Source organism: Humibacter ginsengiterrae (assembly GCF_054780115.1).
This window is the reverse complement of record NZ_BAAGWY010000003.1, coordinates 274027-297573: the sequence shown is the minus strand read 5'-3', so window position 1 is coordinate 297573 and position 23547 is coordinate 274027. Positions and strand designations below refer to the sequence as shown.

Sequence of the window (23547 nt, the reverse complement as noted above, 5' to 3'; positions counted from 1 at the left end):
GGTGCGCTCGCTAACGTCGAGACATCCGATCCGCGAGCGCCCCCGTGCTCGCTCGAACACCAGGAGAATCGTGCCCAGTCAGGACGCCCCCGTTCGCATCGGTGTGCAGCTTCAGCCGCAGCACGCCGACTACCCGACCCTGCGCGACACTTTGCTGCGCCTGGAAGATCTCGGCGTCGACATCGCCTTCAACTGGGATCACTTCTACCCGCTCTCCGGCGAGCGGGACGGGCTGCACTTCGAGGGCTGGACCATGCTCGCCGCGTGGGCCGAGCAGACCGAGCGCATCGAGATCGGTCCGCTCGTCACGTGCAACAGCTACCGCAATCCGGATCTGCTGGCCGACATGGCCCGCACCGTCGACCACATCAGCGCGAAGCCCGCTCCGGACGGAATGCCAGGAACCGGCCGGCTGATCTTCGGCATCGGCTCCGGCTGGTTCCGGCGGGACTACGACGAGTACGGCTATGAGTTCGGCACGGCAGGCTCCCGACTGGACGCCCTCGCCGAAGCCATGCCGCGCATCGAGCAGCGCTGGCAGAAGCTGAATCCGGCGCCGACCCGCGACATTCCGGTACTGATCGGCGGTGGCGGCGAGCGCAAGACCCTGCGAATCGTCGCCGAGCACGCGGATATCTGGCACAGCTTCTCCGACCCCGACACGCTGCGCCACAAACTGGGTGTGCTGGACCGCTGGTGCGAGACCGTCGGTCGCGACCGCGACGAGATCACGATCTCCGTCGAGCCCGGGCGCACTGCATCCCGCTCGGAGCTGGACGAGTTCCATTCGCTAGGAGCGCGCCTGTACACGCTCTCGATCAGTGCCCCGCACTACGACTGGGACAGCGTGCACCGACTGCTCCAGTGGCGCGACGCCGCGAACGGCTGAGGACTACGCGGCCCCTGGCCGATCCATCGCTCCCGTCCCTCGGTCGCGGCGTCGCAACTTCCGGCGTTCGTACTCGAGCGATTTTCGAGGTGCCGCAAATTGCGCATTTTGCATCACCTCGAACATCGCATGCAGCTCCGCGAGGTCAGCCGACGAGTTCGCGGGTCGCTTCCCCAAGGCGGTCGCGAGCCTCGTTCAGGGCCGACGCGTCGTCGATGTCGAGGCGCAACGTGGAGCCCTGCGGGACGGCCAACTCGTGAAAACCCGCCTCTGCATGACGGAGGCGGGAGTCGATTCCGAAACGGGAGGAGACCGCGGCGCCCGGCGCCGCCGTGATCGCCGTGGTGCCGGTTCCGTCGTGGTCGGGAACGAACGCGTACGGATGCCCGCCCTTCGCCGCATCCACCGCGAGCCGCAATGCCTCGTCGAGGTCATCGGCCCGAAGAGCTGGAAGATCGCCGACCAGCACGGCGACGAACGACGACGGCCAGCGCTCATACGCGGCGGACACTCCGGCCGCGACCGCGCTATTGAGACCCGTTCCAGGGTCCGGGATCACGCAATCGACCAAGTCGCCGAGCACGTCGCGCAGTCGCGAGTCGGCAGTAACGACGAGCACCCGATCCGGAGAACGCGCAGTTCGAACGGCTCGAATGGTGTCGGTCAGGAATGCGACCGACAGCTGCCTTCTGTCGATCCCTGCCGCATCCGCGAACCGGGATTTCGCGCTGTCGCCTCCCTTGAACGGGATGACGACGGTCCACCGGGGTTCTGCTCCCGCGGCGATCGCGAGTCCGGTCGCCAGTCCGCGCCGGTATCCCTCGGCGAGCGCCTCGTCGGTGCCGAGCCGGAACATGTCGCCAGGACCGGTACGGGCCAACGAGCGACCGGTGATGAACGGCGCTTCGTCATCCACCACCAGGCGGGAGGCACCGCGCACGACCGCCACCGGGCATCCGCTCGCCTTGCCCTTCACGAGGTCGCCGAGCGCCGCCAACTCGTCCCCCACGGCCGGCTGAGTCACGGCGAGCGGCTTGCCAGAGGCATCCGTCTGCCCGCGAAGGTCGTCAACGACGCGCACACCTGCCGCCCCGATAGCAACGTCCGTCTGACCGATGCGCCAGGTGCGGCCCAGGGTGTCGCTGACGATCACGCCGAGTTGCACGCCGAAGCGGGCACTCCAGGCGTCGCGCAGTGCCTGCGCGGAGGCATCCGGATCCTCGGGCAGCAACAGCACGACGCCGTCCGGTGCGTTGCTCGCGTCGACTCCGGCGGCAGCACCCACGACGCCCTGGCGGTTCTCCACGATGCGGGTGAGACCGCCGTCGTAGGCGCGCGTCGCGACGACGCGCACGGTTTCGGCGGTGATCGCATCCTCGCGGTCCGGAGCCGCCACGACGCGGCCTTCGGCCTTGGACACCACTTTGCTGGTCACCACGAGGATGTCGCCGGGCTGGAGGCTACGCTCCGGCCGCTCGCGGGCATCCGCTTCCAGTGCATCGCCGACGAGCGCGGCGAGGTCGTCGCCAGGCACGATCTCCCGGATGCCGGGAACGGGCCACGCGGTGAGCGCGGCAGCCGTCATCGGTGCAGCTTGGGCAGCACGTCGCGCCCGAAGACCTCGATCCACTCCCGCTGGTTGCGGCCCACGTTGTGCAGGTAGACCCGGTCGAAACCGAGATCGACGTACTTCTGGATCGCGGCGCGGTGAACGTCGGGGTCGCTGGAGATGACCATGCGCCCCTGGAAGTCCTCCGGGCGCACGAGCTTCGCGATCTGCTCGAACTCGAACGGCGAACGGATGTCGGCCTTCGGGAACTTCATGCCCCCGTTCGGCCACTCGTGCATCGCGTTCGCCAAGGCCTCCTCGTCGGTGGGAGCCCAGCTGAGGTGCAGTTGCAGCACGCGCGGAGCGTCGTCCGGGTTCTTGCCGGCGTCACGCTGACCCTCATCGAACTTCGCGAACAGACCGCTGATCTTCTCCAGCGGTGCGCCGACCGTGATGAGACCGTCCACGCTCTGTCCGGCACGCTTGGCGGTCACCGGTCCCGCCGTGGCGATGAGGATCTCTGGCGCCTGCTCGGGCATCGTCCAGAGCCGCGTCGACTCGAGCTTGAAGAACTGACCGGAGTGCTTGGCATCCTTACCGGCCAGCGACGCCGAGAACAGCTTCTTGATGATGTCGATCGCCTCGAACATGCGGTTGATGCGCTCCGGCGCCTCGGGCCAGTAGCCGCCGACGATGTGCTCGTTGAGCGCCTCACCCGACCCGAGCCCCAGCCAGTGCCGCCCCGGATACATCGCGGCGAGCGTGGCGGACGCCTGCGCAACGATCGCGGGATGGAAGCGGAAGCTGGGCGTGGTGACGCCGGGCCCGAGATCGCCCTTCGTGCGCTCGCCGATCGCGGTGAGCACGTTCCAGACGAAGGATGCCTGCCCCTGGGTCGGCACCCACGGCTGGAAGTGATCGGCGGCCATCACCCCCGAGAATCCGTGCTGTTCGGCGTGCGCGCTCAGTTCGACGACCTCCATCGGAGCGAACTGCTCGAGCATCGCGGCGTATCCGACTTGGAGTTCTCGCGTGGCCATGCGCTCCATTCTGCCGATCGCGCCCCGGAGCCGTCGACAGGCGACACGTCACGATTGCCAGGGCACTTGCGGTTTGAGGCATGAGTGCGGCGGTAGCCTTTGAAACAGCGATCGGCGTTTTGCCTTTGGCATAGAGATGGCCGTGACGGCCGACTATCAGACAGGCATACTCATCGCAGCTTCAACCGCCGCACCCGCATTACCGGAATCAGCAGCACCGTCGACGGCGACGGCTCTTCTCGAAGGTCGTCTCGGCGCGGTGCGCGCGACTCGTCGCCGATCGGATGAACGTGTCGATGTCGCCGCGTCGTACACAGAGGTGTCACGCGCGGTGAAGGCCCAAGGTCTTTTGCGACGCACACCCGCCTATTACGCACTGGTCGCCCTGTGCCTCTTCGTCGCTACGGCCGGCGTCGTCGTCGGAATGGTGCTTCTGGGCGACAGCTGGTACCAGCTCATCCTGGCCGGTGTGCTCGGCCTGATCTTCACCCAGTTCGCGTTCCTCTCGCACGAGGCGGCGCACCGCCAGATTCTCGGATCCGGTCCCGCCAACGACCGGCTCGGTCGCTACATCGGCACCTTCGTGGTGGGCATGAGCTACGCGTGGTGGATGAACAAGCACACCAGGCATCACGCCAATCCGAACCAGGTGGGCAAAGATCCCGACATCGCCGTCGACACGATCTCCTTCCTCGAGGAAGACGCGGCGAAGCGCACCGGCCTCATGGCGATGCTCACCCGTCGGCAGGGTTACCTGTTCTTCCCGCTGCTCACGCTCGAGGGCGTGAACCTGCACCTGACATCCACCCGGCACCTCCTCGGACGGAACCAGGTGAAGGGTCGCAAGACCGAGATCACCTTGCTCGCTGCGCGCTTCGCGCTCTACCTCGGGCTGCTCTTCTTCTTCCTGCCGCCGGGCATCGCCGCGGCCTTCCTGGGCGTGCAGCTGGCGGTGTTCGGCGTGTACATGGGCGCGTCCTTCGCACCGAACCACAAGGGCATGCCGATCATCCCGGCCGGCACGAAGCTGGACTTCTTCAGCAAGCAGGTTCTGACATCCCGCAACGTGAGCGGCGGCTGGTGGGCGACGATGCTCTTCGGCGGGCTCAACTATCAGGTGGAGCACCACCTGTTCCCCAGCATGGCCCGCCCGCACCTGGCTCGCGCGCGGAGGATCGTGCGCGACCACTGCGCCGCCAACGGCGTGCCCTACACCGAGACGACACTGCTGAACTCCTATGGCATAGTCATCGCCTACCTGAACCGGGTCGGGCTGCAGGCTCGAGATCCCTTCGCCTGTCCGGTCATCGCGCAGTACCGTGGGGTTTAGCGCGACATCAAGAACGTCGGCAGCATCACAGCAGCCGCACGGGGAACCGCAGTTCGCGGTTCTCGAACATGAATAAAAGGAATACGACGTATGGCCACCGGCACCGTCAAATGGTTCAACTCTGACAAGGGCTACGGCTTCATCGCCCCCGACGACGGCTCGGCCGACGTCTTCGCCCACCACTCCGCCATTCAGGGAAGCGGCTACCGCAACCTCGAAGAAAACCAGAAGGTGGAGTACGACGTGGAGCAGGGTGCCAAGGGCCCCCAGGCCACGAACATCCGCAGCGCGCAGTAACAGCACGCAGCACACCACAACGGCGCGGGTCGGAGGGATGGTCCCCTCCGGCCCGCGCTTTGCGTCTGCGGCAGTCACGATAACGTCGACGCATGGACATCGGATTCCACATCGCCGACTTCACCTGGGACATACCGCCGCAGCAGCTGGGCGCCACCTTCGCCCGAGCCGCGCAGGAGGCGGAGGCGGCCGGCGTCAAGCGCATCACCGTGATGGACCACTTCTGGCAGATCCCCAACATCGGCACCGCGGAGAAGCCGATGCTCGAGGGATACACGGCGCTCGGGTTCCTCGCCGCGCACACGTCGAGCGTTCTGCTGCATACGCTCGTGACGGGCGTGATCTACCGCGAGCCGGGCATCCTCGCCAAGCAGATCTCCACGCTCGACGTGCTCTCCGGAGGCCGTGCCGGACTCGGCATCGGAGCAGGCTGGAACGAGGAGGAGTCGAAGGGGCTGGGCATCCCGTTCCCGCCCACGAAGGAGCGCTTCGAGCGGCTTGAGGAGGCCATTCAGATCTGCCTGCAGATGTGGAGCGACGACGAGAGCCCGTATGACGGCGAGCGCTACCACCTCGGTCGCACCCTCAACTCGCCGCAGCCGTTGAGCAAGCCGAGGCCGTATCTCATGATCGGCGGCGTCGGGGAGAAGAAGACGCTCCGGTTCGTGGCCAGATACGCGGATGCCTGCAACATCTTCGGCTCGCCCGATGCCGCCCACAAGCTGGACGTGCTGCGCCACTGGTGCGATGTCGAGGAGCGTGACTACGACACGGTCGAGAAGACCACGACGACAGCGTTCACGCCGGGGGCAGACCTCGACGAGTTCGTCGGCCGGCTCGACAAGCTCCGTGAGCTCGGGTTCACCACCGCATACGTCTCGGCACGTGTGCCCGATCCGCTGCACGCCGTCGAGTTCTTGGGTTCAGTAGCAGAGAGGGTTGCATAGGCATGCCGTTGACAGGGGAATGGGAACCGGGCACGTCCGACTGGGCGCGCCAGCAGGTCGAGGAGTTCGAGGCATCCGGTGGCGCGAAGGCGAACACGCTGCGCGGCGTTCCGATCGTCGTCGTGACCTCTGTCGGCGCGAAATCGGGCAAGCTGCGTAAGAACCCGGTGATGCGCGTCGAGCACGACGGCGAGTACGCGGTGGTGGCCTCGAAGGGCGGCTCCGACAAGAATCCGACCTGGTATTACAACCTCGTGCAGAACCCGAACGTCGAGCTGCAGGACGGGCCGGAGCGGCACGACTACATCGTGCACGTGGCGGAGGGTGCCGAGCGGGATGCCTGGTGGGAGCGCGCCGTCGCCGTCTGGCCGGACTACGCGAACTACCAGAAGAAGACCGACAGGCAGATCCCGGTGTTCGTGCTGACGCCTGTCTCAGCTGCCTGACCGCAGCACGGTGGCGCCGGCGAGGATAGCCTCGCGCACCCGGTCGAGCGCGGGACTGCGCAGATTCCACTGCTGCCAGTAGAGCGGCACGTCGATGCCGTGCTCGTCGAGCACCACGACCTCTTGACCCGCCTGCGGCAGCTGCACGGTGGGGATCATGCCCCAGCCGAACCCGAGCCGCACGGCGGTGACGAAGTCGGCGGATGCCGGCACCTGATTCCGCGGCGCGCTCTCGTCGCCTACCCGATGCTTGCGCAGGTAACGGTGCTGCAGGTCGTCTTTGCGGTCGAAGTCCACATACGGCGCAGCTCGAAGCGCTGCGGCGGTGACGCCGTGCGGGAACCAGCGGGCCGCGAACTCGCGGTCGGCCGCCGGCACGTAGCGCATCACACCGAGCGGCTCCGCCGTGCAGCCCTGCACCGGCGCCGAGTCGGCCGTGATGGCGGCCATGACGGTGCCATCGCGCAGATAGGAGACCGTGTAGTCCTGGTCTTCGCGGTGGAACTCGAAGTCCATCCCCTCGAGTCCCGCGAGCGCCGGCAGCACCCACGTCGCAAGCGAGTCGGCGTTGACGCCGAGCGGAATCAAGCGCCGGCCTCCCTCCTCTCCTGCCAGGTCGAGGGCCAGCGCGTCGGCCAGGGCATCCAGTTGACGCGCGACGCGCAACGCGGCGGCGCCAGACTCCGTGACGGTGACGGGTTTGGAGCGCACGAGCAGCACACGCCCGAGGGATGCCTCCAGCGCACGGATGCGCTGGCTCACCGCCGACGGCGTGATGTGCAGGGCGCGAGCGGCGGCATCCAGTGTGCCGTGCGTCACGGCAGCTTCAAGGGCGCGGAGCTGCGCGAGGTCCAGATCCATCGAAAGCGATGCTAATGCAGCATTAGAAACAGTAGCTTCACTTCATCTGAGGATGCTCGTAGTGTCGTCGGGTGCCCCTCCCTATCTCGCTCGTGTCCGCGGCGACCGGACTGCAGGCATCCGTGCATGCCGGGTCGGCGGGCTCCGGGATCGGCACCGTCTTGGCGGGACTCGGATTCAGCCTCTCGCTGATCGTGGCGATCGGAGCGCAGAACGCGTTCGTGCTGCGGCAGGGACTGCGTCGCGAGCACGTTCTGCCCATCGTGATCGTGTGCGCTGGCAGCGACGCGGTTCTGATCACCGCGGGCATTGCCGGCGTCGGCGCGCTCGTGCTCGCAGCGCCGTGGGCGATCGCCATCGTGCGCTGGGTCGGCGTGGCGTTCCTCGTGCTGTACGGGGTGCTCGCGGCAAAGCGCGCGTTCCGGCCAGGCGAGCTCGATCCTGCGTCGGGTTCCGGTCCGGCCGGCCTGTGGGCAACGGTCGCGGCCTGCTTCGCGTTCACCTGGCTCAACCCGCACGTGTATCTCGACACCGTCGTGCTGATGGGCACGGTCGGCAACGGCTATGGCGCGAACCGCTGGTGGTTCGCACTGGGCGCCGCACTCGGTAGCGCCATCTGGTTCACCGCACTCGGGTTCGGTGCCCGCCTGCTCGGCCCGCTCTTCCGCTCCCCCGTCGCCTGGCGCGTGCTCGACGTGCTCATCGCCGTGACGATGTTCGTCCTCGCGGTCACGATCGCATTGGAGGCGCTCCACGACGGTGTCGGTTGAGCATGCACTCAGCTCTCGGCGATACCGATCTTGGCGTGCACGCGTTTCATCCAGCGCGGCGCCCACCACATGATGCGCTCCTGCCAGGTCATGAACGCCGGCACGAGAAGGCAGCGCACCAGGGTCGCGTCGATGAACACGGCGAAGGCGAGGGCGACACCGAGCTGCTTGATGATGATCAGGTCGCCGGTGGCGAACCCCGCGAACACCACGATGATGATGAGTGCGGCCGAGGTGATGATGCGACCCGAGCGCTGCAATCCGAGGGCGATCGCCTCGCGACCCGGCAGGCCGGCATCCACCCGTTCCTTGATGCGGGAGAGGATGAACATCTCGTAGTCCATCGCCAGGCCGAAGCCGAACGCCAGCGCGAGGAGCAGCACGATCACGTCGACGCCGTACACCCGCCCGGCGTCGAAGCCGAGGATGCCCGCGAACGCGCCGTCTTGGAAGCCCCAGACGAGGAGCCCGAGCGATGCGCCGAGCGAGAGCGCGCTGGCGAGAAGCGCCTTCAACGGGACGACGAGTGAACCGGTCATGAGGAACAGCAACGCGATGGTCCCGGCCGCGACGATGAGGATCGCCCACGGGGCGCCGCGCACCAGCGAGTCGGCGAGATCGACGGTTCCGGCGTCGATGCCGGTGACCCAGTGGTCGAAGTGCGGCGGATCGGCACGGATGCTCCGCACCACCTCGACCCCGTCGCGCGGGTTCACCTCGACTCGGGCGGTCCACGATTCGCCCGACTTCTGCGGCTGCTGCACCGAGTCGACGTGTGCGAGTTTCGTCACCTCCCGCGTCCAGTACACGAGGTGCTGACGGGTCGTCGTGACCAGTTGCACGCCGGCGGGTGCGGCATCCGGGAATTCGTCGGTCAGCGTGGTCTCGAACGTGTACTGGCTGGAGGCCCGCGGCACGGCGTCGATGCTCGTGTTGGCCAGAGCGAGTGTGACGACCGGGCTGCCGAGCAGCAGGAGCACGACCACGCAGCCGAGCGTGACCAGCGCGGGATGCCGCTGCACACGGCGGGTGAGCCGGGAGAAGAAGCCCTCCGCCGGCGCGACGTCGCCGAACCGCGTGATGGACCGGCCGAGCCAGGGCAGCCGGGTGAGCGCGCCGGGCCTCAGCAGCTTCTGCCCGGTGAGGCCGATGATCGCCGGGATGAGTGTGGTCGCCGACAGCATGGCGATCACCGTGACGGCGATCGCGGCGATTCCCACGGCATGCACGAACGTCGGCTCGAAGACGAGCAGCCCGAGGCTGGCGATCGCGAACGTCGTGCCGGAGAACAGCACGGTGCGCCCGGCGTGATCCAGCGCGGAGGCGACCGCGGCGATTCTGATCGCGCGGTGCTGCGCCGGTTCGTCGTGGTCGCGCCCGTACAGCTTGCGCAATCGCTCCGTAGTGGCGCTATCACGCCCGGCCGCCGCCCGGTACTCCTCACGGAAGCGGCTCACCACGAGCAGTCCGTAGTCGATGGAGAGACCGAGGCCGACCGCAGTGACGACATTGATCACGGTGTTCGCGATGTCGGTGACGTACGTGAACGCAAGCAGCACGCCGAGCGAGGTGACGATCGACGCGCCCGCGCCGATCAGCGGGAGCCCGGCCGCGATGAACCCGCCGAACACGATGAGCATGACGAGTAGCGCGATGGGCAGCGCGACGGTCTCGCCGCGGCGCAGGTCGCTCTCGCTGATCGACATCAGCGAGTCGGTGAGCAGCTGAGTGCTCCCGACCGCGACCGTCGCGGCCCGGTGGGCGGCGCGCAGATCGTCGGCGGCGGCATCCATCAGCCGCTGCAGGTCGTCGACGGTGGCCTGTGACGCCGAGTGGCCGCCCGCCGCGGCAACGGTCGCCGTGATCAGGACGCCTCTGCCGTCTTTCGCGACGAGAGGCGCGACCTGCGGGTTCTGGATGCCGCCGGGCGCGGCGAGCGGGTCGGCCACGGTCGTCTCCGGCAGCGCGGCCAGATCGCGGGCGAGCGCGGTCGTCCGCGTCGCGACCTCGCGATCGGAGAGATCGACGCCGTGGATCAGCAGCGTGACGCTTTTGCCGGAGCTCGACGCGAGCCGGTCGGCGCCGGCAGAGCTCTCGCCGTGCACGCTCGGGACCGATCCGGCCAGGCGATCGAACAGCGTCTGCCCGCCGATTCCGCCGAGCGCCGTGGCCGCCGCTGCCGCCACGACCACGAGCCAGCACACGAGAGTGACCCAAGGATGCCGCGCGGCAGTCGCGCCGAGCCGTCCGATCGGTCCGACCCGGACGGGCTCGGGACCACGACTCGTTGGCTGCGTCAACGACCCTCCCGGTGTGTTCGCGGCTGGGCCGCTCAACAGACTCCATCGGTTGTGCAAGTGCTCGCCCCGAGCGCAGCACAGTCTAGGACCGCCGCCCGCGTCGCCCCCGGTTCAGGTCGCGCAGACGGCCCCTATTCCCACCGCATAAGGGCCGTCTTCGCGACCTGAACGTGGGTGGTGGAGGTGCTGGAGCGGCCGGGCACTCAGTGGCCGACCGTGAACCGGCGGTTCTCGTGCTTCGGGTCGGCCAGTTCGTCCACGAAAGCAGCAGCCCTCCGCTCAGCGACCGACCACGGCGAGCAGCGTTCCGCTGGCGCCGGCCCAGTCGCCGAGGAGCAGACCATCGCCGTCCTGCGGCCGCCCGGCCTGCTGCGCTCCGAGATCGCGCACCAGACGCACCCGCACGTCACCCGCGTTCACGACGGTCGACGCTGCGTCGCTCTCGCACCTGAGCGACGACGCATCCGCGGGCGTAGCCGGCACCGGAGCATCCGGATGTCCACTCCCGCGCACGTGCGCATCGCCGGGCTTCACCGTGCGCTCGCCGTTCTCCTCGTAGTACTGCTCGACTTCCCGGTCCCCGGTCACAACCGCGCGCACCAGTTCGGCGATGTAGACAGGATCGCCCGAGGCGTCGTACACCCACCGCGTGCCCAGCACGCTGTGGTGGGTGTTGCCGATGAACGCCGCCTCCCCGTTCTGCAGCGGCGCCTCGCGGTAGGTCAGCGGCACCTGGAGCGTCGTCACCGCTGCGGTCGGTGCCTGGCAGCGAACGAGCAGCGTCTCGATGCCGACCTTGCCTGCCGGATCGTCGAAGCGATACGCGGCGATGCGTTCGAGTTGCGCGCTCGCCGCCTGCGGCCAGAACGGTTGCGAAGGCAACCAGGCGGCCAGGAGCTCGAGCTTGGACGGAACGAGTTCTGCGTGATGGATGAGCGCCATGCGCCCACCCTGGCACACGGACGCCTGCCCTACGCTGGCGTAGCATGACGGATGCTGCGCGCGACGCCGTCGTCTCCTCCCGGATGCACGATGGTCAGCTCGACATCGACGCGACGACGGTGGCGGCACTCGTCGCGGAGCAGTTTCCGCGCTGGGCGGCGCTCCCGGTGCGCCCGGCTCCTGGCTCCGGCACGGTGAACGCCCTGTTCCGCATCGGCGACGACCTTGCAGCCAGGCTGCCGCTCGTCGTCGAGGATCCGGATGCCGCACTGGCCGCCCTGCACCGCGAAGCGGATTCCGCGCACGAGTTCGCGCTCGCCACGCGCGTTCCGGCTCCCACCGTGATCGCGATCGGCGAGCCGGGTCACGGCTACCCCGGCCCGTGGTGCATCACGACGTGGATCGACGGCGAGCTCGGGACACCGGATGCCCTGGCGCACTCGACCGGGTTCGCCCGCGACATCGCCGCCCTGATCCGCGACCTCCGCGCGGCGCCCGTGAATGGCCGGTCGTTCCGCGGCGCAGGCCGCGGTGGCGACCTGCGTGCGCACGACGAGTGGATGGCCACCTGCTTCGACAACAGCGAGGGCTTACTCGACGTCGCCGCCTTGCGTGAGGCATGGGCGATCTTCCGCCGTCTGCCGCGACGCTCGCCCGATGTGATGTCGCACACCGATCTGATCCCCGCCAATCTGCTCGTCCGAGACGGGCGCCTCGCCGGAGTGCTCGACGTCGGCGGCTTCCAGCCGGCCGATCCCGCGCTCGATCTCATCGCGGCGTGGCACCTGCTCGAGGAGCCCGCACGGAGTGAGTTGCGCGCGGCGTTGCGGTCGGGCATCCGTTTCGAAGGTGGTGACGAAGCCGGAGAATACGATGAAGCGCTGGAGTGGGCGCGCGGCGCAGCCTGGGCGTTCGAGCAGGCCATGGGGCTCGTCTGGTACTACCGCGGGAGCAACCCGGCGATGAGCGAACTCGGAGCGAGTACGCTGCGACGCATCATGGCATCCGACGTGCTGTCGTTCTGAACCCCGGTGTATATTGTGGTGTATGCACCGCACCAACATCTACCTGGATGATGAGCAGACGAGCGCCCTCGACCGGCTTGCCGCCGAGGAAGGCGTCTCCCGGGCCGAGGTCGTGCGGCGCCTGATCGATCGCGGGCTGGCCGGTGGAGACGGCGATCTCGCCGCCGATCTGGGGGCGATCGACGTCTCCTTCGGGTCTCTGGCCGAGATCGAGTACCCCGAGCGCGAATCGGGAGAGCGCGAACGGCACCTCGAGCAGATCTGGCACGACGCGTGATCCTGATCGATACCGATGTACTCATCGCCCACCTGCGGGGTCACGAGCGCGCTCGCGAATGGTTGCGCGCTGTGCGCGTCAGAGGACCGCTCATGGTGAGCGCAGTCACGCTGACGGAGCTCACCGGCGGAATGCGCTCCGAAGAGCGTCGGGACGTGTGGGCACTCGTCGGCGCTCTGCACGTCGAGCCGGCGACCGAGGTGGTGGCTCGACGCGCGGGCGAGTTCATGCGCACGTACCGGCGAAGCCATTCGGGCATCGGCATCGCCGACTACCTCATCGCGGCGACGGCGGATGTCCGTGGTGCGGAACTTGCGACCCTGAACGTGAGGCACTTTCCGATGTTCGCCGGGCTGAGGCCGCCATTTCGGCTGTAGAGGCGATTGAGGTGAGAGCACCGCGAGCGTGCTCGCGGTGCCGAGCCGAGTGAGCCTTTGAGCGGCGAAGCCGCGATAGCGAAGTCGAGGGGCTGGAAGTCATGGAACTGGACGAGAAGCAACGCACCTTTCTCGAAGGCCACCACGCGGCGGCGATGATCACGAACGGCCGCGACGGCATGCCGAAGGCGGTGCGAGTCGGCGTGGTGCTCGTCGACGGCCGCATCTGGAGCAGCGGAACGCAGGGGCGGGTGCGCACACGTAGGCTGCGCCGCGACCCCCGGTGCACGCTGTTCGTCTTCGACGAGGCGTATGCGTACCTCACGATCGAGGGCACGGTCACGGTGCTCGACGGACCGGATGCTCCGCAGCAGAACCTGCGACTGTTCCGCATCATGCAGAACCGGCCGGAGGGCCCTCTGACCTGGTACGGCAAGGAGCTCGGTGAGGAGGCATTCCTTGCGCGCATGGCCGAGGAGGAACGCCTCGTGTACGAGCTGACGCCGTCCCGCGCGTACGGCCTGGGGTGAGCGGCGCACTCGAGCGTGCTATCGTTCTCGCGGTCGTGATTCGATTCCAGGAGGTGAGACCCATGAACGCAGTATCGGCAGTGGGTGCTCCCCCGCAGTCCACGACCACGCGACTGAAGTAGGTGTCGCCGGGAGCGCTCGAGACAAGCGATCCCTGAGGACGACACCATGCATATCACTCACCCAATTCAGTTCACTTCTGCCACGGCATCCGATGGCGTGCTCGAGCGCGATTTCATGCTCGGCGACATTCCCGGCGTTCTGTGGTCACCCGAGAAAGCGAAGACTGGCGGCCCGTTGCTGCTGATGGGCCACGGCGGGGGCCTGCACGCGCGGCATCCGGGACTCGCGGGCCGGGCCCGGCGGGCGGTTTCGCGTCACGGCTTCACTGTCGCGGCGGTCGATGCGCCCGGCCACGGCGACCGCGCCCGGTCACCCGAAGATCAGGCGTGGATCGAAGCGATGCTACGGGCCCGCGATGCCGGAAAGCCCATCGGGGGCATCGTCTCCGAGTTCAACGCTTCCCTGGCCGAACGCGCCGTGCCCGAGTGGCGTGCGACGATCGACGCTCTGCAAACGCTGCCCGAGCTCGGCACGGATGCCCGCATCGGCTTCCAGGGGATGACCCTGGCCAGCGAGATCGGCATCCGGCTGGCCGCTGTCGACTCGCGCATCGCCGCGGCGATCTTCGGCGGAGTCTTCGCGTCGGATGCGCTGCTGGCCGCGGCCGCAAGCATCACGATCCCGGTCGAGGTACTCCTTCCGTGGGATGACCCGGAACTCGACCGCGAGTCCGGCCTCGCGCTGTTCGACAGCCTGGCGTCAGGCGACAAGACGCTGCACGCGTTCCCCGGCAGCCACTTCCGGGTGCCCGAAGAACAGATCGACACCCGATTCTTCGAGCGGCATCTCCTGGGCGGAACGGCCTGACGCACCGAGTTCACGCGGTCGCGGGCTACGCTCGGAGCGTGCCGCGGCCCACGCAGCGGTCAGCGGAAGGAAGCCCATGGCCGATACCACCGAAAGCCGCGTCGCCGTCTACATCGACTTCGACAACATCGTCATCTCGCGCTACGACCAGGTGAACGGGCGCAACTCGTTCCAGCGCGACCGGGTGCGGCAGTTCACGCCGGACGAGACGGCGGATGCCTCGCTCGCCGCGAAGCTGGATGCCTCGACGGTCGACGTGGGTGCGGTGATCGACTTCGCGGCGTCCTTCGGCACGCTGGTGCTCACCAGGGCGTACGCGGACTGGTCGGCACCGGTGAACGCGGAGTACCGGCACCAGCTGGTCGGCCGCGCGGTCGACCTCGTGCAGCTGTTCCCGGCGGCGGCGTACGCGAAGAACGGTGCAGACATCCGTCTCGCCGTCGACGCCGTCGAAGACATGTTCCGTCTGCCCGATCTCACGCACGTGGTGATCGTGGCCGGCGACAGCGACTACGTGCCGCTGGCCCAGCGCTGCAAGCGGCTCGGCCGTTACGTGGTCGGAATCGGCGTCGCGGGATCGACCAGCCGCACGTTGGCTGCGGCGTGCGACGAGTTCTACACGTACGACGCGCTGCCCGGAGTGGAGCGGCCGACGCCGCCGGCGAAGGCGACGAAGACGGCCGAGGAGTCCGGAGCGGCCCAGGAGTCCGGAGAGGCAGATGGCGCCGAGGTTCCGGCCGCGACATCCGCCAAGTCCCCCGCGGGGCGCTCGTCGAAGGCGAAGTCGGCGGCGAAGGCCGGCACGTCGAAGCGGGAGACAGCGACTGCGCGGGAACGCGCCGAGCTCGACGCGCGGGCGGATCTCGAGAGCGCCGAGCTCGACGACGCTGACGACGCCAGCCGTGATCGTCAGGAGGAGGCGACGGGCCTCCTCGATCGCGCTTTGCGCATCGGGCATGAGAAGGACGACTCGGAGTGGCTGCATTCCTCCGCGGTGAAATCGCAGATCAAGCGCATGGACCCCTCGTTCAGCGAGAAGCAGCTCGGCTACCGGTCGTTCTCCGACTTCATCAAGTCCCGCCCGGAGATCGCCGAGCTCGATGACAGCAGTACGACGCAACTCGTGCGACTGAAGCCGCAGCCGGATGCCGCAGGGCCTGCACCGAAGCGCTCCCCACGTCGCGCGAAGGGCTGACGCAGGCGGGATCGGAGACGGAACCGAGCATGTTCGACGTGGTCGAGGCATCCATCGCGACGCTGCGTTCGGCGCTCGAATCCGGCGAGACGACGTCTGTCGAGTTGCTGGAGGCGTACCTGAACCGCATCGACGCCTACGATGCTCCGGGCACCGCCACGGCACTGAACTCGGTGGTCGTACGCAATCCCGAAGCGGCTGCGGATGCCCGCGCAAGCGACGAGCGGCGTGCGGCGGGAGCGACGCTGGGGCCGCTGGATGGCATCCCGTACACCGCCAAGGACAGCTACCTGGCACGCGGGCTGACCGCGGCCGCCGGCTCGCCGGCGTTCGCGGACCTGGTGGCGCAGCGCGACGCGTTCACGATCGAGCGGCTACGCGCCGCCGGAGCCGTGCTCATCGGCCTGACGAACATGCCTCCGATGGCCAACGGGGGCATGCAGCGCGGCCTCTACGGCCGTGCCGAGAGCCCCTACACCGCCGACTGGCTCACGAGCGCGTTCGGCTCGGGATCGTCCAACGGGTCGGGAACGGCCACCGCCGCGAGTTTCGCCGCGTTCGGGCTCGCCGAGGAGACGTGGTCGTCGGGCCGGGCGCCCGCGTCGTGCAACGCGCTATGTGCGTACACTCCCTCGCGCGGCATCATCTCCGTGCGCGGCAACTGGCCGCTGGTGCCCACGATGGACGTCGTCGTGCCGCACACCCGCACCATGGCAGATCTGCTCGAGGTGCTCGAGGTGATCGTCGCAGACGATCCCGACACGCGGGGCGACTTCTGGCGGGCGCAGCCGTGGGTGCGGATCCCTGCCGCCTCCTCCGTGCGGCCGAGGTCGTACCCCGAGCTCGCGGGCGGCTCGTTGCATGGCAAGCGCCTCGGCGTGCCGCGCATGTACATCAATGCGGATCCGGATGCCGGCACCGCCCGGCACCCGGGCATCGGGGGCTCGACGGGGCAGCGCATCCAGACCAGGGAGTCCGTGCTTGACCTCTGGCGGGCGGCTCGCGCCGACCTGGAGGCGGCGGGAGCGCACGTGGTGGAGGTGGACTTTCCCGTCGTCACGAACTACGAGGGCGACCGCCCAGGCGCTCCGACCGTCTTCACCCGCGGCCTCGTGTCGCCCGAGTTCCTGCACAGCGAGATCGTCGACCTCTCTGCCTGGGCCTGGCAGGACTTCCTCGCCGCCAACGGAGATCCGGAACTGCACGATCTCGGCACGGTCGACGGCGAGCAGATCTTCCCCGCGCCGGCGGGCGCGCTGCCCGACCGGTACACCGGCTTCGACGACGACATCGCGACGTACCCCCGAGTGGTGCGCGAGCATCCGTACGCGGCGTTCACCGACATCCCGCACCTGGAGGCGGGCGCGCGAGGGCTCGAGGAGACGAGGCGCATCGATCTGGAGCAATGGATGGACGCTCTCGGCCTCGACGCCGTGGTGTTCCCCGCCGTCGCCGACATCGGCCCCGCCGATATGGATGTGAATCCGGCTTCGGCCGACCTCGGCTGGCGCAACGGGGTGTGGGTCGCCAACGGCAACCTCGTGCCGCGCCACCTGGGTATCCCGACCATGACCGTGCCGATGGGCACGCTGAGCGACATCGGTATGCCGGTCGGGCTCACGTTCGCCGGCCGTGCGTACGATGACACGGCGCTGCTCGCGCTCGCCGCCGCGTTCGAGGCGAGCGGGCGGCGCCGCACCACGCCACCGCGCACGCCGCGGCTGCCGTAGCAGCTTCACCCTTCTCCACCGCGGGGGGCGCTCTCTCCCTCCGGAGCGCGTCACTGCATCGTGTCGAGGATGCCCGCCAACGATTCGAACGTGGTGCGCGGGTTGAGGATCGCGAAGCGTGTGTTCGGGCGCCCCGCGTGCGAGCTCGGCACGACGAACGCGCGCTGATCGCGTAGCAGCCGCGCCGACCACGCGTCGTAGTCCGACCTCGACCAGCCCTCGCGTTCGAACACGACCACCGAGAGCTGAGGCTGGCGCACCAGGCGGAACCCGTCGCGGGAGTCGATCTCGTCGGCGATGCGGCGCGCCAGGCGTATGGACGCGGTCACGGCATCCCGGTACGCCCCCGCGCCGTGTGAGGCGAGCGAGAACCACAGCGGAAGGCCGCGAGCGCGACGGGTCAGCTGCACGGCGTAGTCCGACGGACTCCACTCGGCCGCCTCGGTGAGCGTGTCGAGGTAGTCGGCATGCTGGGTGTGTGCGCGGCGTCCCGCCTCGGGGTCGCGGTAGATGAGCGCGCAGGCGTCGAACGGGGCGAACAGCCACTTGTGCGGATCGACGATGAGCGAGTCCGCGCGCTCGACCCCGGCGAAGAGCGGGCGCGCCAGCGGCGACAGCATGCCCGCGAGGCCGTATGCCCCGTCGACGTGCAGCCAGAATGCGAACTCATCCTTGAGCGCTGCGATGGATGCGACGTCATCGACGATGCCGAAGTTGGTCGAACCTGCGGTGGCGACGACGGCGAACACGCGGTCCCCGAGCCGCTCGAGCACGGGGCGCACGGCGTCGCCGGTCAGCCTGCCGGACGGTCCCGGATCGACGGTGACGATGTCGACATCCATGACCCTGGCTGCCGAGACGATCGACGAGTGCGCCTCCGCATTGCAGACGACGACCCGACGACCGCCCGGGTCCGCGACGCGGGCCGCTGCGGACTCCCGCGCCGCCACCAGGGCGGAGAGGTTGCCGAGAGTGCCGCCCTGCACGAAGACGCCTCCAGCGCTCTCGGGCAGGCCGAACTCTGATGCAAGGAAAGACAGCACCTCGTTCTCCGCGTACACGGCACCCGACCCCTCGAGCCAGGATCCGCCGTAGACGGCGGTGGCCGACACGACGAGATCGAACGCGGTCGCCGCCTTGGTGGGTGCGGTCGGGATGAACGACAGGTAATCCGGATGGTCCGTCGTGATGCAGGCAGGCGCCAGCACGTCCGCGAACACCTCGAGCGCTCGTTCCGCACCGATGCCACCCTCGGTAACGGTCGCCCCTGACCGTTCCCGCAGCTCGAGCTCAGTGGCGGTGTGATCGAGCGGAGTGGTGGTGGAGAGCATCCGTTCCCTCGCGTAGGCGAGCACCGCGTCGACGAGCACGACCGTCTCATCGGTCACGGCATGCATGCGATCGCTGCGCCTCACGGCGACTCCTCTCGGTCCGGGCGTGGCATCGCTCACCACCTCGGCTGCGCGGCGCACGGCGATCCATCATCTCGCAGCGCACGCGGGACACTGCGGTTGGGCGTCTGCCCGGCCGGACGGGTTTCTTTCCCGCCGGGCACGTGAACAGGCGCGGACACCCGCGAGGTGCCTCAGATCGGCGTGCGCTCCACCCAACGTCGCTGCCGGAATGTCTCCACAGCACGCGGCCGGTAGTTCGTCCGCACCCAGGCGATCGCGTCCCCGCTCGGAACGCCGCTGAGCCGCGCGAGGATCGCCAGCGCCGAACCGGTTCGCCCCGTTCCGCCCGCGCAGGCGATCTCCACCTTCGATGTGGCCGCCCGGTGGAACACCTCGGCCAGCGCGCCGATCGCCTCGGCGGTGGAGTGCGGCAGACGGAAATCCGGCCAGCGCACCCATCGGCACTCCCAGTCCGGTTCCACGTGCGGCTTTCCCGTGAGGTACAGGCCGAACTGAGGCGTCAGCTCACCGCCCGGCGTTCCCTCATGGAGCCCTCGGCCGCGTACGCGCGTGCCATCGGGGAACGTGACGACTCCGTCGAGGTGCTCGGCCCAGGCATCCACGGGTCCATTATTCGCTTGCGCGATCCGCCGTGCGAAGCGGACTACCGCAGGCGGAAGCGAACGAAGTCGACGGCTGCGTCCTCTCGGATCCCTGGGTAATGACCACGAAGCCCGGCGCGCAGGTCGTCGGCCGTTCCTCCGCCCTCGAGGCGGGCATCCTCGTCGGTGAGCTCGTCGAGGCGCTTCGTCTCGATCGATTCGACGATTCCCGGGAGTCGTTTGTAGCCGTCATCGAACTCGAACACGAGCCAGGCCGGCCCCGGCGCGCACGGATCGTCGAATCGGGTCGTGGCGGTCTTGCGTCCGGATGCGACCGCGTCGTAGTAGCGCGGGCTGAAGCGGATGAAGCGCTCCGGGCTCGCCTCCGGCCCGGCGTATGCGTATGGGAGCAGGTGACGAATCGGAACCGTCGTGAGCTCGTGCCCGTGCGGCACGATGACGAGGCAATCGGGGTGCTGGTCCAGCAGCACCTGCCGGCAGCGGCCGCACGGCGATATCACGCCGCGCCCCTCGTCGCCGACGGCCACCATCGTCGTGAGCGGTCCGGCAGCCGCAGACGCGGCGAGCCCGAGCACGACGAGTTCGGCGCAGGGACCGCCGGTGAAGTGGTACTCGTTGACAGCGGTGAAGATGCGACCGGTCGTGTCCATCGCCGCCGCGGCCACAGTGTGATTGGGATCCCCGATCAACTGCTCGGACTGACGCAGCGCCGCGTCGAGGACTCGTTTCTCGGGTGGGTAGAGCACCGAACCATCCTGTCAGCAATGGAACGGCGGCTCGCTCCGCCCTGCGATCAGGTCTGATCGGTCAGGAGGCCGCGCAGCGCCTCACGAGTCGGTTCGTCTACTGTTAGCAGGCCGAAGGCCTCGTCGATGTCGGCCACGAACGCTCGCACGAACGGCTCGACTTCGGTGAGCCAGGCATCCACTTGCGCGGGCGTCCAGGACGCCTGTCGGTCGTTCGTGGGTACTGCGTGCGAGGCCGTGCCGGCCATGGCCCGCACCGAGGCCGCGTAGTCGGCGAGGATGTCGTCAGCGCTCACCCCCGCATTGGCAAGCAGGAGAGCGCTCATCATGCCCGTGCGATCACGACCCGCGGAGCAGTGCATCAGGATGCCCGGCCTCGCGGAGGCGACCGCGACCAGCGCACCTCGTACGTGACCGGGCAGGATGCGCAGGTTGTGCCGCCAGTACTCGGGCGAGTCGAGAATAGGCATGCACACCGCCTGGAACTCCGGGTGGCCCTGGTCCTCGGTCGGTGCATGCACGATCGAGAGAGTTTCAAGGGGCTCGGCCATCGGATCCGTTTCCCGGCGGCCGATCTCGCCCTCGTTGCGAAGGTCGACGACCGACCGCAGGCCCCAGCTCTGGGCCGCGACCCACCCGGCATCCGTGAGTAGTTCGCGGCGGGGACCTCGGGCGATGCGGCCCGCGATCGTGGTGCCGGTGCGTGAGAGCGGCGTGGGGAGGCCGCCGAGATCGCGGACGTTCCGGCATCCGTCCCAGTCGAGGTCGCGCATGAGTTGAAGATAGAAGGCCGTGCTGGGTGGTTCCCGGCTAAGCGGCCCCGGGACACCCGATCGCCCGTGTCAACCCCTGCACCGCGCCGGGCACCGTCCGTAGACAAGGACGACGGCGAAGGGTGAATCATGACCGAATCCGGAATGACCAAGCCGACGCGCGGCATCGCGCTTCTGGTGGTCGGTATCGTGCTCACCGTGATCGGCGTGATCGCGATGTTCTTCTTCGGATTCGGCACGCCAGGCAAAGACACCGCGCTCAACAACGCGGTCTGGGAGACATCGCTCACGATCGGATCCGCGATCGTCACCGGCGTCGGCATCCTGCTGATCCTGATCGCGATCGTTCGCAGACGCCGCCGCGGCTCGCTGTCGCAGCAGGGCAGGTTGCCGGCCGAGTTCGGCGGTAATCCCGAAGCCGGCACCGGAGGCACCCCGGAGGAGATCGCCAGGGACGACCGCGACCGCTGAGCGGCTGACGGGGCCTAGCTCTCGAAATACTCGACGAGTCGCGACCAGCGCCCAGCGATCGGCACGGGCGTGTCGGCCACCTCGATCCGCGCATCGGGCAACCGCTTCGCGTACCGGTTCGCGGCGGACCTCCGCTCCTTCGTGTCGCTGGTGAGGATGAGCGCGGGCGCCCGGATCGCGTCCAGGCTCTCGTCCAGCACCTGCTGTTTGACGGCGGCGCGATCCGCATCTAGACCGGCCTCGCCCTGTTCGCGCGCGATGGCGAGCATCCGTTGCAGCCGAGAGCGGAGCCCGGCGAACTCGGAGGCCGCGTCACTGTCGATGCCGGGCATCAGCCGGTCCACGTCCCACGCGTCGCTCTCCGCAAGCGACCGGGCGGCCTGGCTGAGCGTCATCGGCTCGACGAAGGCCACCGCAGAGACCTGATCTCCGAGCGCTGCCGCAAGCGCTGCCGCGTAGATGCATCCTTCCCGCCACCCGAACACAGCCAGGTCGCGATAGGCGGCGTGGCCGATGGACTCCGCGTCGGTGCGGCAGGTCTCGAGGAACTCCTGCACGTCGAGCACCCAGCGCTGCGGCGACGGCTGCGGGGGCACCGTCCACGGGTCGGACGAGCCATACCCGGGCCGGTCGAACGACAGGATGTCCAGCGGGCACGTGTCGGTGACGAGCGGGTCCGGATCGAAGCCGCCGGCTCCCGGGGCTGGATGGCAGAACAGCACCCACCGCGATGCGAACGGATTGCCTGCGGCGGTGATGCCCATTCGCCGCTTGTCGGAGAGCTCGAACTGCCGTTCGCTCACGTGCGCATCCCCTCATCTTCGACTTTTCCGGATGCTTGAACAGTAGCGACCACGGCACCGCCGCCGGCAGGCCTTGACCGCGTGCCGGATGCTGTTAGGTGGTCGGCACCGTGTTCAGCGCGGTCACTCCGCCGGCAGCACTGCCACCACGTCGATCTCGACCAGGATGTTCGCGAGCTGCGACCCGACAGTGGTGCGCACCGGGTACGGCTCGGCGAAGAACTCCTGGTACGCCTCGTTGAATTCGGCGAAGTCGGCGAGATCCGCCAGGTGCACAGTCGTTTTCACGCAGTCGTTCAGGGTCAGATCACGCTCGGAGAGGACAGCGCTCACGTTGCGCAGCACCTGCCTGGTCTGCTCGGCGACACCGTCAGGAACCGCTCCCCCGTTCGCTGGGTCCTGCGGCCCGAATCCGGCCGTGTACAGGAATCCGTTCGCCACGATGCCCTGGCTGTAGGGCCCGGCAGGCTGCGGAGCATTCGTGGTGCGGATCGCGGTCTTCGTCATGGTGACTTTCCCTTCTGTGGTGGTTCTCGTGTGCGCAGCTGAAGCGGATGCCCGCGCTCGGCTACCCGAGTTCGCGCGAGATGCGCCCTGCGGTTTCGCGGAGCAACGGCAGTCGTGTCTCGAGCTCGCCGAGGTCGTGCACGACTCGGAGCGCGGTGAGCGACAACGCGCCCACGACGCCCGCAGAGCTCGTGATCGGAACCGCGACGCAGTTCACAACCGCCTCGAACTCGCCGTCGTCTGCCGCCCACCCCTGGTGGGCGACCCGCTCGAGTTCGGCGTCGAGCCGCGCTCGCGTGGTGATCGTGCGGTCGGTGTAACGGCGCCACTCGACTCCGGCGAGAACGTCGTCGCGCCGGGTGACGGGGAGGCCGGCGAGGATCGCCTTGCCCAGCGCGCTGCACTGCGGCCGCACCGGCGAGCCCACGCGGGAGTACAAGCGCACGCGGCCGGCATCCTCCACCTTGTCGACGTACACGATCTCGTCGTCGACGAGCGCCGCGACGTGCACGGTGTCGCCGACGGCGCGGTGCAGCCGGCGCACCGCGCCGTGGGCGGCCTCGCGCAGGTCGAGACTCTCCAGCGACGCGGCGCCCAGCACCGCGAGGCGGAAGGCGGGCGCGTACGTGCCGTCGTGACGGCGACGCGCGAACCCCACCTGCTCCAGCGTCTGCAACTCGCGGAACATCGTCGAGCGATGGATGCCGAATTCCTCCGCCAGCTGCGCCACCGTCTTCGGCTGGGCAGCGATGGAGTCGAGGATGCCTGCGGCCCGCTTCACGCTCTGCGACACGC

Annotated in this window: 26 protein-coding genes; 14 read left to right on the top strand and 12 right to left on the bottom strand. The window is 68.6% G+C overall.

Features of this window, described 5'->3' with window-relative positions; all coding sequences use genetic code 11:
- The first annotated feature begins 70 nt into the window (after positions 1-70).
- Positions 71-889, top strand: a complete 819-nt coding sequence (locus ACYVII_RS06290) for an LLM class F420-dependent oxidoreductase (RefSeq protein WP_460532668.1) — start codon at positions 71-73, stop codon at positions 887-889.
- 145 nt (positions 890-1034) lie between these two features.
- Here ACYVII_RS06290 and cofE read toward each other — a convergent pair whose 3' ends face one another.
- Entirely contained in the window at positions 1035-2474 is a 1440-nt protein-coding gene (cofE, locus tag ACYVII_RS06285; RefSeq protein WP_460532665.1) for a coenzyme F420-0:L-glutamate ligase, read from the bottom strand.
- On the bottom strand, positions 2471-3478 hold the full coding sequence (locus ACYVII_RS06280; protein ID WP_460532662.1) for an LLM class oxidoreductase: 1008 nt from the start codon (positions 3476-3478) through the stop codon (positions 2471-2473). The genes cofE and ACYVII_RS06280 overlap by 4 nt, the downstream gene beginning before the upstream one ends.
- A gap of 331 nt (positions 3479-3809) precedes the next feature.
- Between ACYVII_RS06280 and ACYVII_RS06275 the strand changes: the two genes are divergently transcribed.
- The 4 genes from ACYVII_RS06275 (at position 3810) to ACYVII_RS06260 (ending at position 6498) form a co-directional block, all read left to right on the top strand.
- Positions 3810-4808, top strand: coding sequence for a fatty acid desaturase family protein (locus ACYVII_RS06275; protein WP_460532659.1), 999 nt, complete (start codon positions 3810-3812; stop codon positions 4806-4808).
- A gap of 90 nt (positions 4809-4898) precedes the next feature.
- Positions 4899-5105 (top strand): cold-shock protein, encoded by a 207-nt coding sequence (locus ACYVII_RS06270; RefSeq protein WP_460532656.1) that lies wholly within the window; start codon positions 4899-4901, stop codon positions 5103-5105.
- A gap of 92 nt (positions 5106-5197) precedes the next feature.
- Complete coding sequence (locus ACYVII_RS06265) at positions 5198-6052, top strand: LLM class F420-dependent oxidoreductase (protein WP_460532653.1); 855 nt, start codon at positions 5198-5200, stop codon at positions 6050-6052.
- Between the two features lie 2 nt (positions 6053-6054).
- Entirely contained in the window at positions 6055-6498 is a 444-nt protein-coding gene (locus ACYVII_RS06260; protein ID WP_460532650.1) for a nitroreductase family deazaflavin-dependent oxidoreductase, read from the top strand.
- Here the strand turns inward: ACYVII_RS06260 and ACYVII_RS06255 are convergent.
- A complete protein-coding gene (locus tag ACYVII_RS06255; RefSeq protein WP_460532647.1) occupies positions 6487-7359 on the bottom strand; it encodes a LysR family transcriptional regulator ArgP in 873 nt (290 codons plus the stop codon). The two genes, ACYVII_RS06260 and ACYVII_RS06255, sit on opposite strands and share 12 nt — an antisense overlap.
- Before the next feature lie 149 nt (positions 7360-7508).
- Here ACYVII_RS06255 and ACYVII_RS06250 point away from each other — a divergent pair, with 149 nt between their 5' ends.
- Positions 7509-8129, top strand: coding sequence for a LysE/ArgO family amino acid transporter (locus tag ACYVII_RS06250; RefSeq protein ID WP_460532842.1), 621 nt, complete (start codon positions 7509-7511; stop codon positions 8127-8129).
- An 8-nt stretch (positions 8130-8137) separates the two neighbouring features.
- Here the strand turns inward: ACYVII_RS06250 and ACYVII_RS06245 are convergent, their stop codons facing one another.
- Both ACYVII_RS06245 and ACYVII_RS06240 read right to left on the bottom strand, forming a co-directional pair.
- Positions 8138-10429, bottom strand: a complete 2292-nt coding sequence (locus tag ACYVII_RS06245) for an MMPL family transporter (RefSeq protein ID WP_460532644.1) — start codon at positions 10427-10429, stop codon at positions 8138-8140.
- A 279-nt stretch (positions 10430-10708) separates the two neighbouring features.
- Positions 10709-11371 (bottom strand): maltokinase N-terminal cap-like domain-containing protein, encoded by a 663-nt coding sequence (locus ACYVII_RS06240; RefSeq protein WP_460532641.1) that lies wholly within the window; start codon positions 11369-11371, stop codon positions 10709-10711.
- A 44-nt stretch (positions 11372-11415) separates the two neighbouring features.
- Here ACYVII_RS06240 and ACYVII_RS06235 point away from each other — a divergent pair, with 44 nt between their 5' ends.
- The 7 genes from ACYVII_RS06235 (at position 11416) to ACYVII_RS06205 (ending at position 17435) form a co-directional block, all read left to right on the top strand.
- Positions 11416-12396, top strand: a complete 981-nt coding sequence (locus ACYVII_RS06235; RefSeq protein ID WP_460532638.1) for a protein kinase family protein — start codon at positions 11416-11418, stop codon at positions 12394-12396.
- A 22-nt stretch (positions 12397-12418) separates the two neighbouring features.
- Positions 12419-12673, top strand: coding sequence for a ribbon-helix-helix domain-containing protein (locus ACYVII_RS06230; protein ID WP_460532635.1), 255 nt, complete (start codon positions 12419-12421; stop codon positions 12671-12673).
- Positions 12670-13050: a PIN domain-containing protein gene (locus ACYVII_RS06225; protein WP_460532632.1), complete on the top strand. Its 381-nt coding sequence runs from the start codon at positions 12670-12672 to the stop codon at positions 13048-13050. The genes ACYVII_RS06230 and ACYVII_RS06225 overlap by 4 nt, the downstream gene beginning before the upstream one ends.
- 101 nt (positions 13051-13151) lie before the next feature.
- Entirely contained in the window at positions 13152-13580 is a 429-nt protein-coding gene (locus tag ACYVII_RS06220; RefSeq protein WP_460532629.1) for a pyridoxamine 5'-phosphate oxidase family protein, read from the top strand.
- A gap of 168 nt (positions 13581-13748) precedes the next feature.
- Positions 13749-14510 (top strand): dienelactone hydrolase family protein, encoded by a 762-nt coding sequence (locus ACYVII_RS06215; protein WP_460532626.1) that lies wholly within the window; start codon positions 13749-13751, stop codon positions 14508-14510.
- A 76-nt stretch (positions 14511-14586) separates the two neighbouring features.
- Entirely contained in the window at positions 14587-15705 is a 1119-nt protein-coding gene (locus ACYVII_RS06210; protein WP_460532623.1) for an NYN domain-containing protein, read from the top strand.
- Between the two features lie 29 nt (positions 15706-15734).
- Complete coding sequence (locus tag ACYVII_RS06205) at positions 15735-17435, top strand: amidase (protein ID WP_460532620.1); 1701 nt, start codon at positions 15735-15737, stop codon at positions 17433-17435.
- A 50-nt stretch (positions 17436-17485) separates the two neighbouring features.
- Here ACYVII_RS06205 and ACYVII_RS06200 read toward each other — a convergent pair whose 3' ends face one another.
- The 4 genes from ACYVII_RS06200 to ACYVII_RS06185 all read right to left on the bottom strand — a co-directional run bounded on the left by ACYVII_RS06200 (position 17486) and on the right by ACYVII_RS06185 (position 20971).
- Complete coding sequence (locus ACYVII_RS06200) at positions 17486-18832, bottom strand: pyridoxal phosphate-dependent decarboxylase family protein (protein ID WP_460532839.1); 1347 nt, start codon at positions 18830-18832, stop codon at positions 17486-17488.
- Positions 18833-19020: 188 nt separating this feature from the next.
- Positions 19021-19452 (bottom strand): protein-tyrosine phosphatase family protein, encoded by a 432-nt coding sequence (locus ACYVII_RS06195; protein ID WP_460532617.1) that lies wholly within the window; start codon positions 19450-19452, stop codon positions 19021-19023.
- Between the two features lie 41 nt (positions 19453-19493).
- Positions 19494-20198 (bottom strand): ASCH domain-containing protein, encoded by a 705-nt coding sequence (locus ACYVII_RS06190; protein WP_460532614.1) that lies wholly within the window; start codon positions 20196-20198, stop codon positions 19494-19496.
- Positions 20199-20245: 47 nt separating this feature from the next.
- A complete protein-coding gene (locus ACYVII_RS06185; protein WP_460532611.1) occupies positions 20246-20971 on the bottom strand; it encodes a tyrosine-protein phosphatase in 726 nt (241 codons plus the stop codon).
- 129 nt (positions 20972-21100) lie between these two features.
- On the opposite strand from ACYVII_RS06185, the gene ACYVII_RS06180 reads away from it, so the two are divergent.
- On the top strand, positions 21101-21442 hold the full coding sequence (locus tag ACYVII_RS06180; protein WP_460532608.1) for an Asp23/Gls24 family envelope stress response protein: 342 nt from the start codon (positions 21101-21103) through the stop codon (positions 21440-21442).
- 14 nt (positions 21443-21456) lie between these two features.
- Here the strand turns inward: ACYVII_RS06180 and ACYVII_RS06175 are convergent, their stop codons facing one another.
- From ACYVII_RS06175 to ACYVII_RS06165, 3 genes are all read right to left on the bottom strand, one after another.
- Positions 21457-22245 (bottom strand): alpha/beta fold hydrolase, encoded by a 789-nt coding sequence (locus ACYVII_RS06175; protein ID WP_460532605.1) that lies wholly within the window; start codon positions 22243-22245, stop codon positions 21457-21459.
- Positions 22246-22368: 123 nt separating this feature from the next.
- Positions 22369-22752: a RidA family protein gene (locus ACYVII_RS06170; RefSeq protein WP_460532602.1), complete on the bottom strand. Its 384-nt coding sequence runs from the start codon at positions 22750-22752 to the stop codon at positions 22369-22371.
- A 61-nt stretch (positions 22753-22813) separates the two neighbouring features.
- Positions 22814-23545, bottom strand: coding sequence for an IclR family transcriptional regulator (locus ACYVII_RS06165; protein ID WP_460532599.1), 732 nt, complete (start codon positions 23543-23545; stop codon positions 22814-22816).
- Between the last annotated feature and the right edge of the window lie 2 nt (positions 23546-23547).

What these genes read in the sequence shown, in the direction of transcription:
- cofE (WP_460532665.1), bottom strand. Translation starts at nt 2,474, where the DNA reads ATGACGGCTGCCGCGCTCACCGCGTGGCCCGTTCCCGGCATCCGGGAG.
- ACYVII_RS06280 (WP_460532662.1), bottom strand. Translation starts at nt 3,478, where the DNA reads ATGGCCACGCGAGAACTCCAAGTCGGATACGCCGCGATGCTCGAGCAG.
- ACYVII_RS06270 (WP_460532656.1), top strand. Translation starts at nt 4,899, where the DNA reads ATGGCCACCGGCACCGTCAAATGGTTCAACTCTGACAAGGGCTACGGC.
- ACYVII_RS06265 (WP_460532653.1), top strand. Translation starts at nt 5,198, where the DNA reads ATGGACATCGGATTCCACATCGCCGACTTCACCTGGGACATACCGCCG.
- ACYVII_RS06260 (WP_460532650.1), top strand. Translation starts at nt 6,055, where the DNA reads ATGCCGTTGACAGGGGAATGGGAACCGGGCACGTCCGACTGGGCGCGC.
- ACYVII_RS06255 (WP_460532647.1), bottom strand. Translation starts at nt 7,359, where the DNA reads ATGGATCTGGACCTCGCGCAGCTCCGCGCCCTTGAAGCTGCCGTGACG.
- ACYVII_RS06240 (WP_460532641.1), bottom strand. Translation starts at nt 11,371, where the DNA reads ATGGCGCTCATCCATCACGCAGAACTCGTTCCGTCCAAGCTCGAGCTC.
- ACYVII_RS06235 (WP_460532638.1), top strand. Translation starts at nt 11,416, where the DNA reads ATGACGGATGCTGCGCGCGACGCCGTCGTCTCCTCCCGGATGCACGAT.
- ACYVII_RS06230 (WP_460532635.1), top strand. Translation starts at nt 12,419, where the DNA reads ATGCACCGCACCAACATCTACCTGGATGATGAGCAGACGAGCGCCCTC.
- ACYVII_RS06220 (WP_460532629.1), top strand. Translation starts at nt 13,152, where the DNA reads ATGGAACTGGACGAGAAGCAACGCACCTTTCTCGAAGGCCACCACGCG.
- ACYVII_RS06215 (WP_460532626.1), top strand. Translation starts at nt 13,749, where the DNA reads ATGCATATCACTCACCCAATTCAGTTCACTTCTGCCACGGCATCCGAT.
- ACYVII_RS06210 (WP_460532623.1), top strand. Translation starts at nt 14,587, where the DNA reads ATGGCCGATACCACCGAAAGCCGCGTCGCCGTCTACATCGACTTCGAC.
- ACYVII_RS06205 (WP_460532620.1), top strand. Translation starts at nt 15,735, where the DNA reads ATGTTCGACGTGGTCGAGGCATCCATCGCGACGCTGCGTTCGGCGCTC.
- ACYVII_RS06200 (WP_460532839.1), bottom strand. Translation starts at nt 18,832, where the DNA reads ATGCATGCCGTGACCGATGAGACGGTCGTGCTCGTCGACGCGGTGCTC.
- ACYVII_RS06185 (WP_460532611.1), bottom strand. Translation starts at nt 20,971, where the DNA reads ATGCGCGACCTCGACTGGGACGGATGCCGGAACGTCCGCGATCTCGGC.
- ACYVII_RS06180 (WP_460532608.1), top strand. Translation starts at nt 21,101, where the DNA reads ATGACCGAATCCGGAATGACCAAGCCGACGCGCGGCATCGCGCTTCTG.
- ACYVII_RS06170 (WP_460532602.1), bottom strand. Translation starts at nt 22,752, where the DNA reads ATGACGAAGACCGCGATCCGCACCACGAATGCTCCGCAGCCTGCCGGG.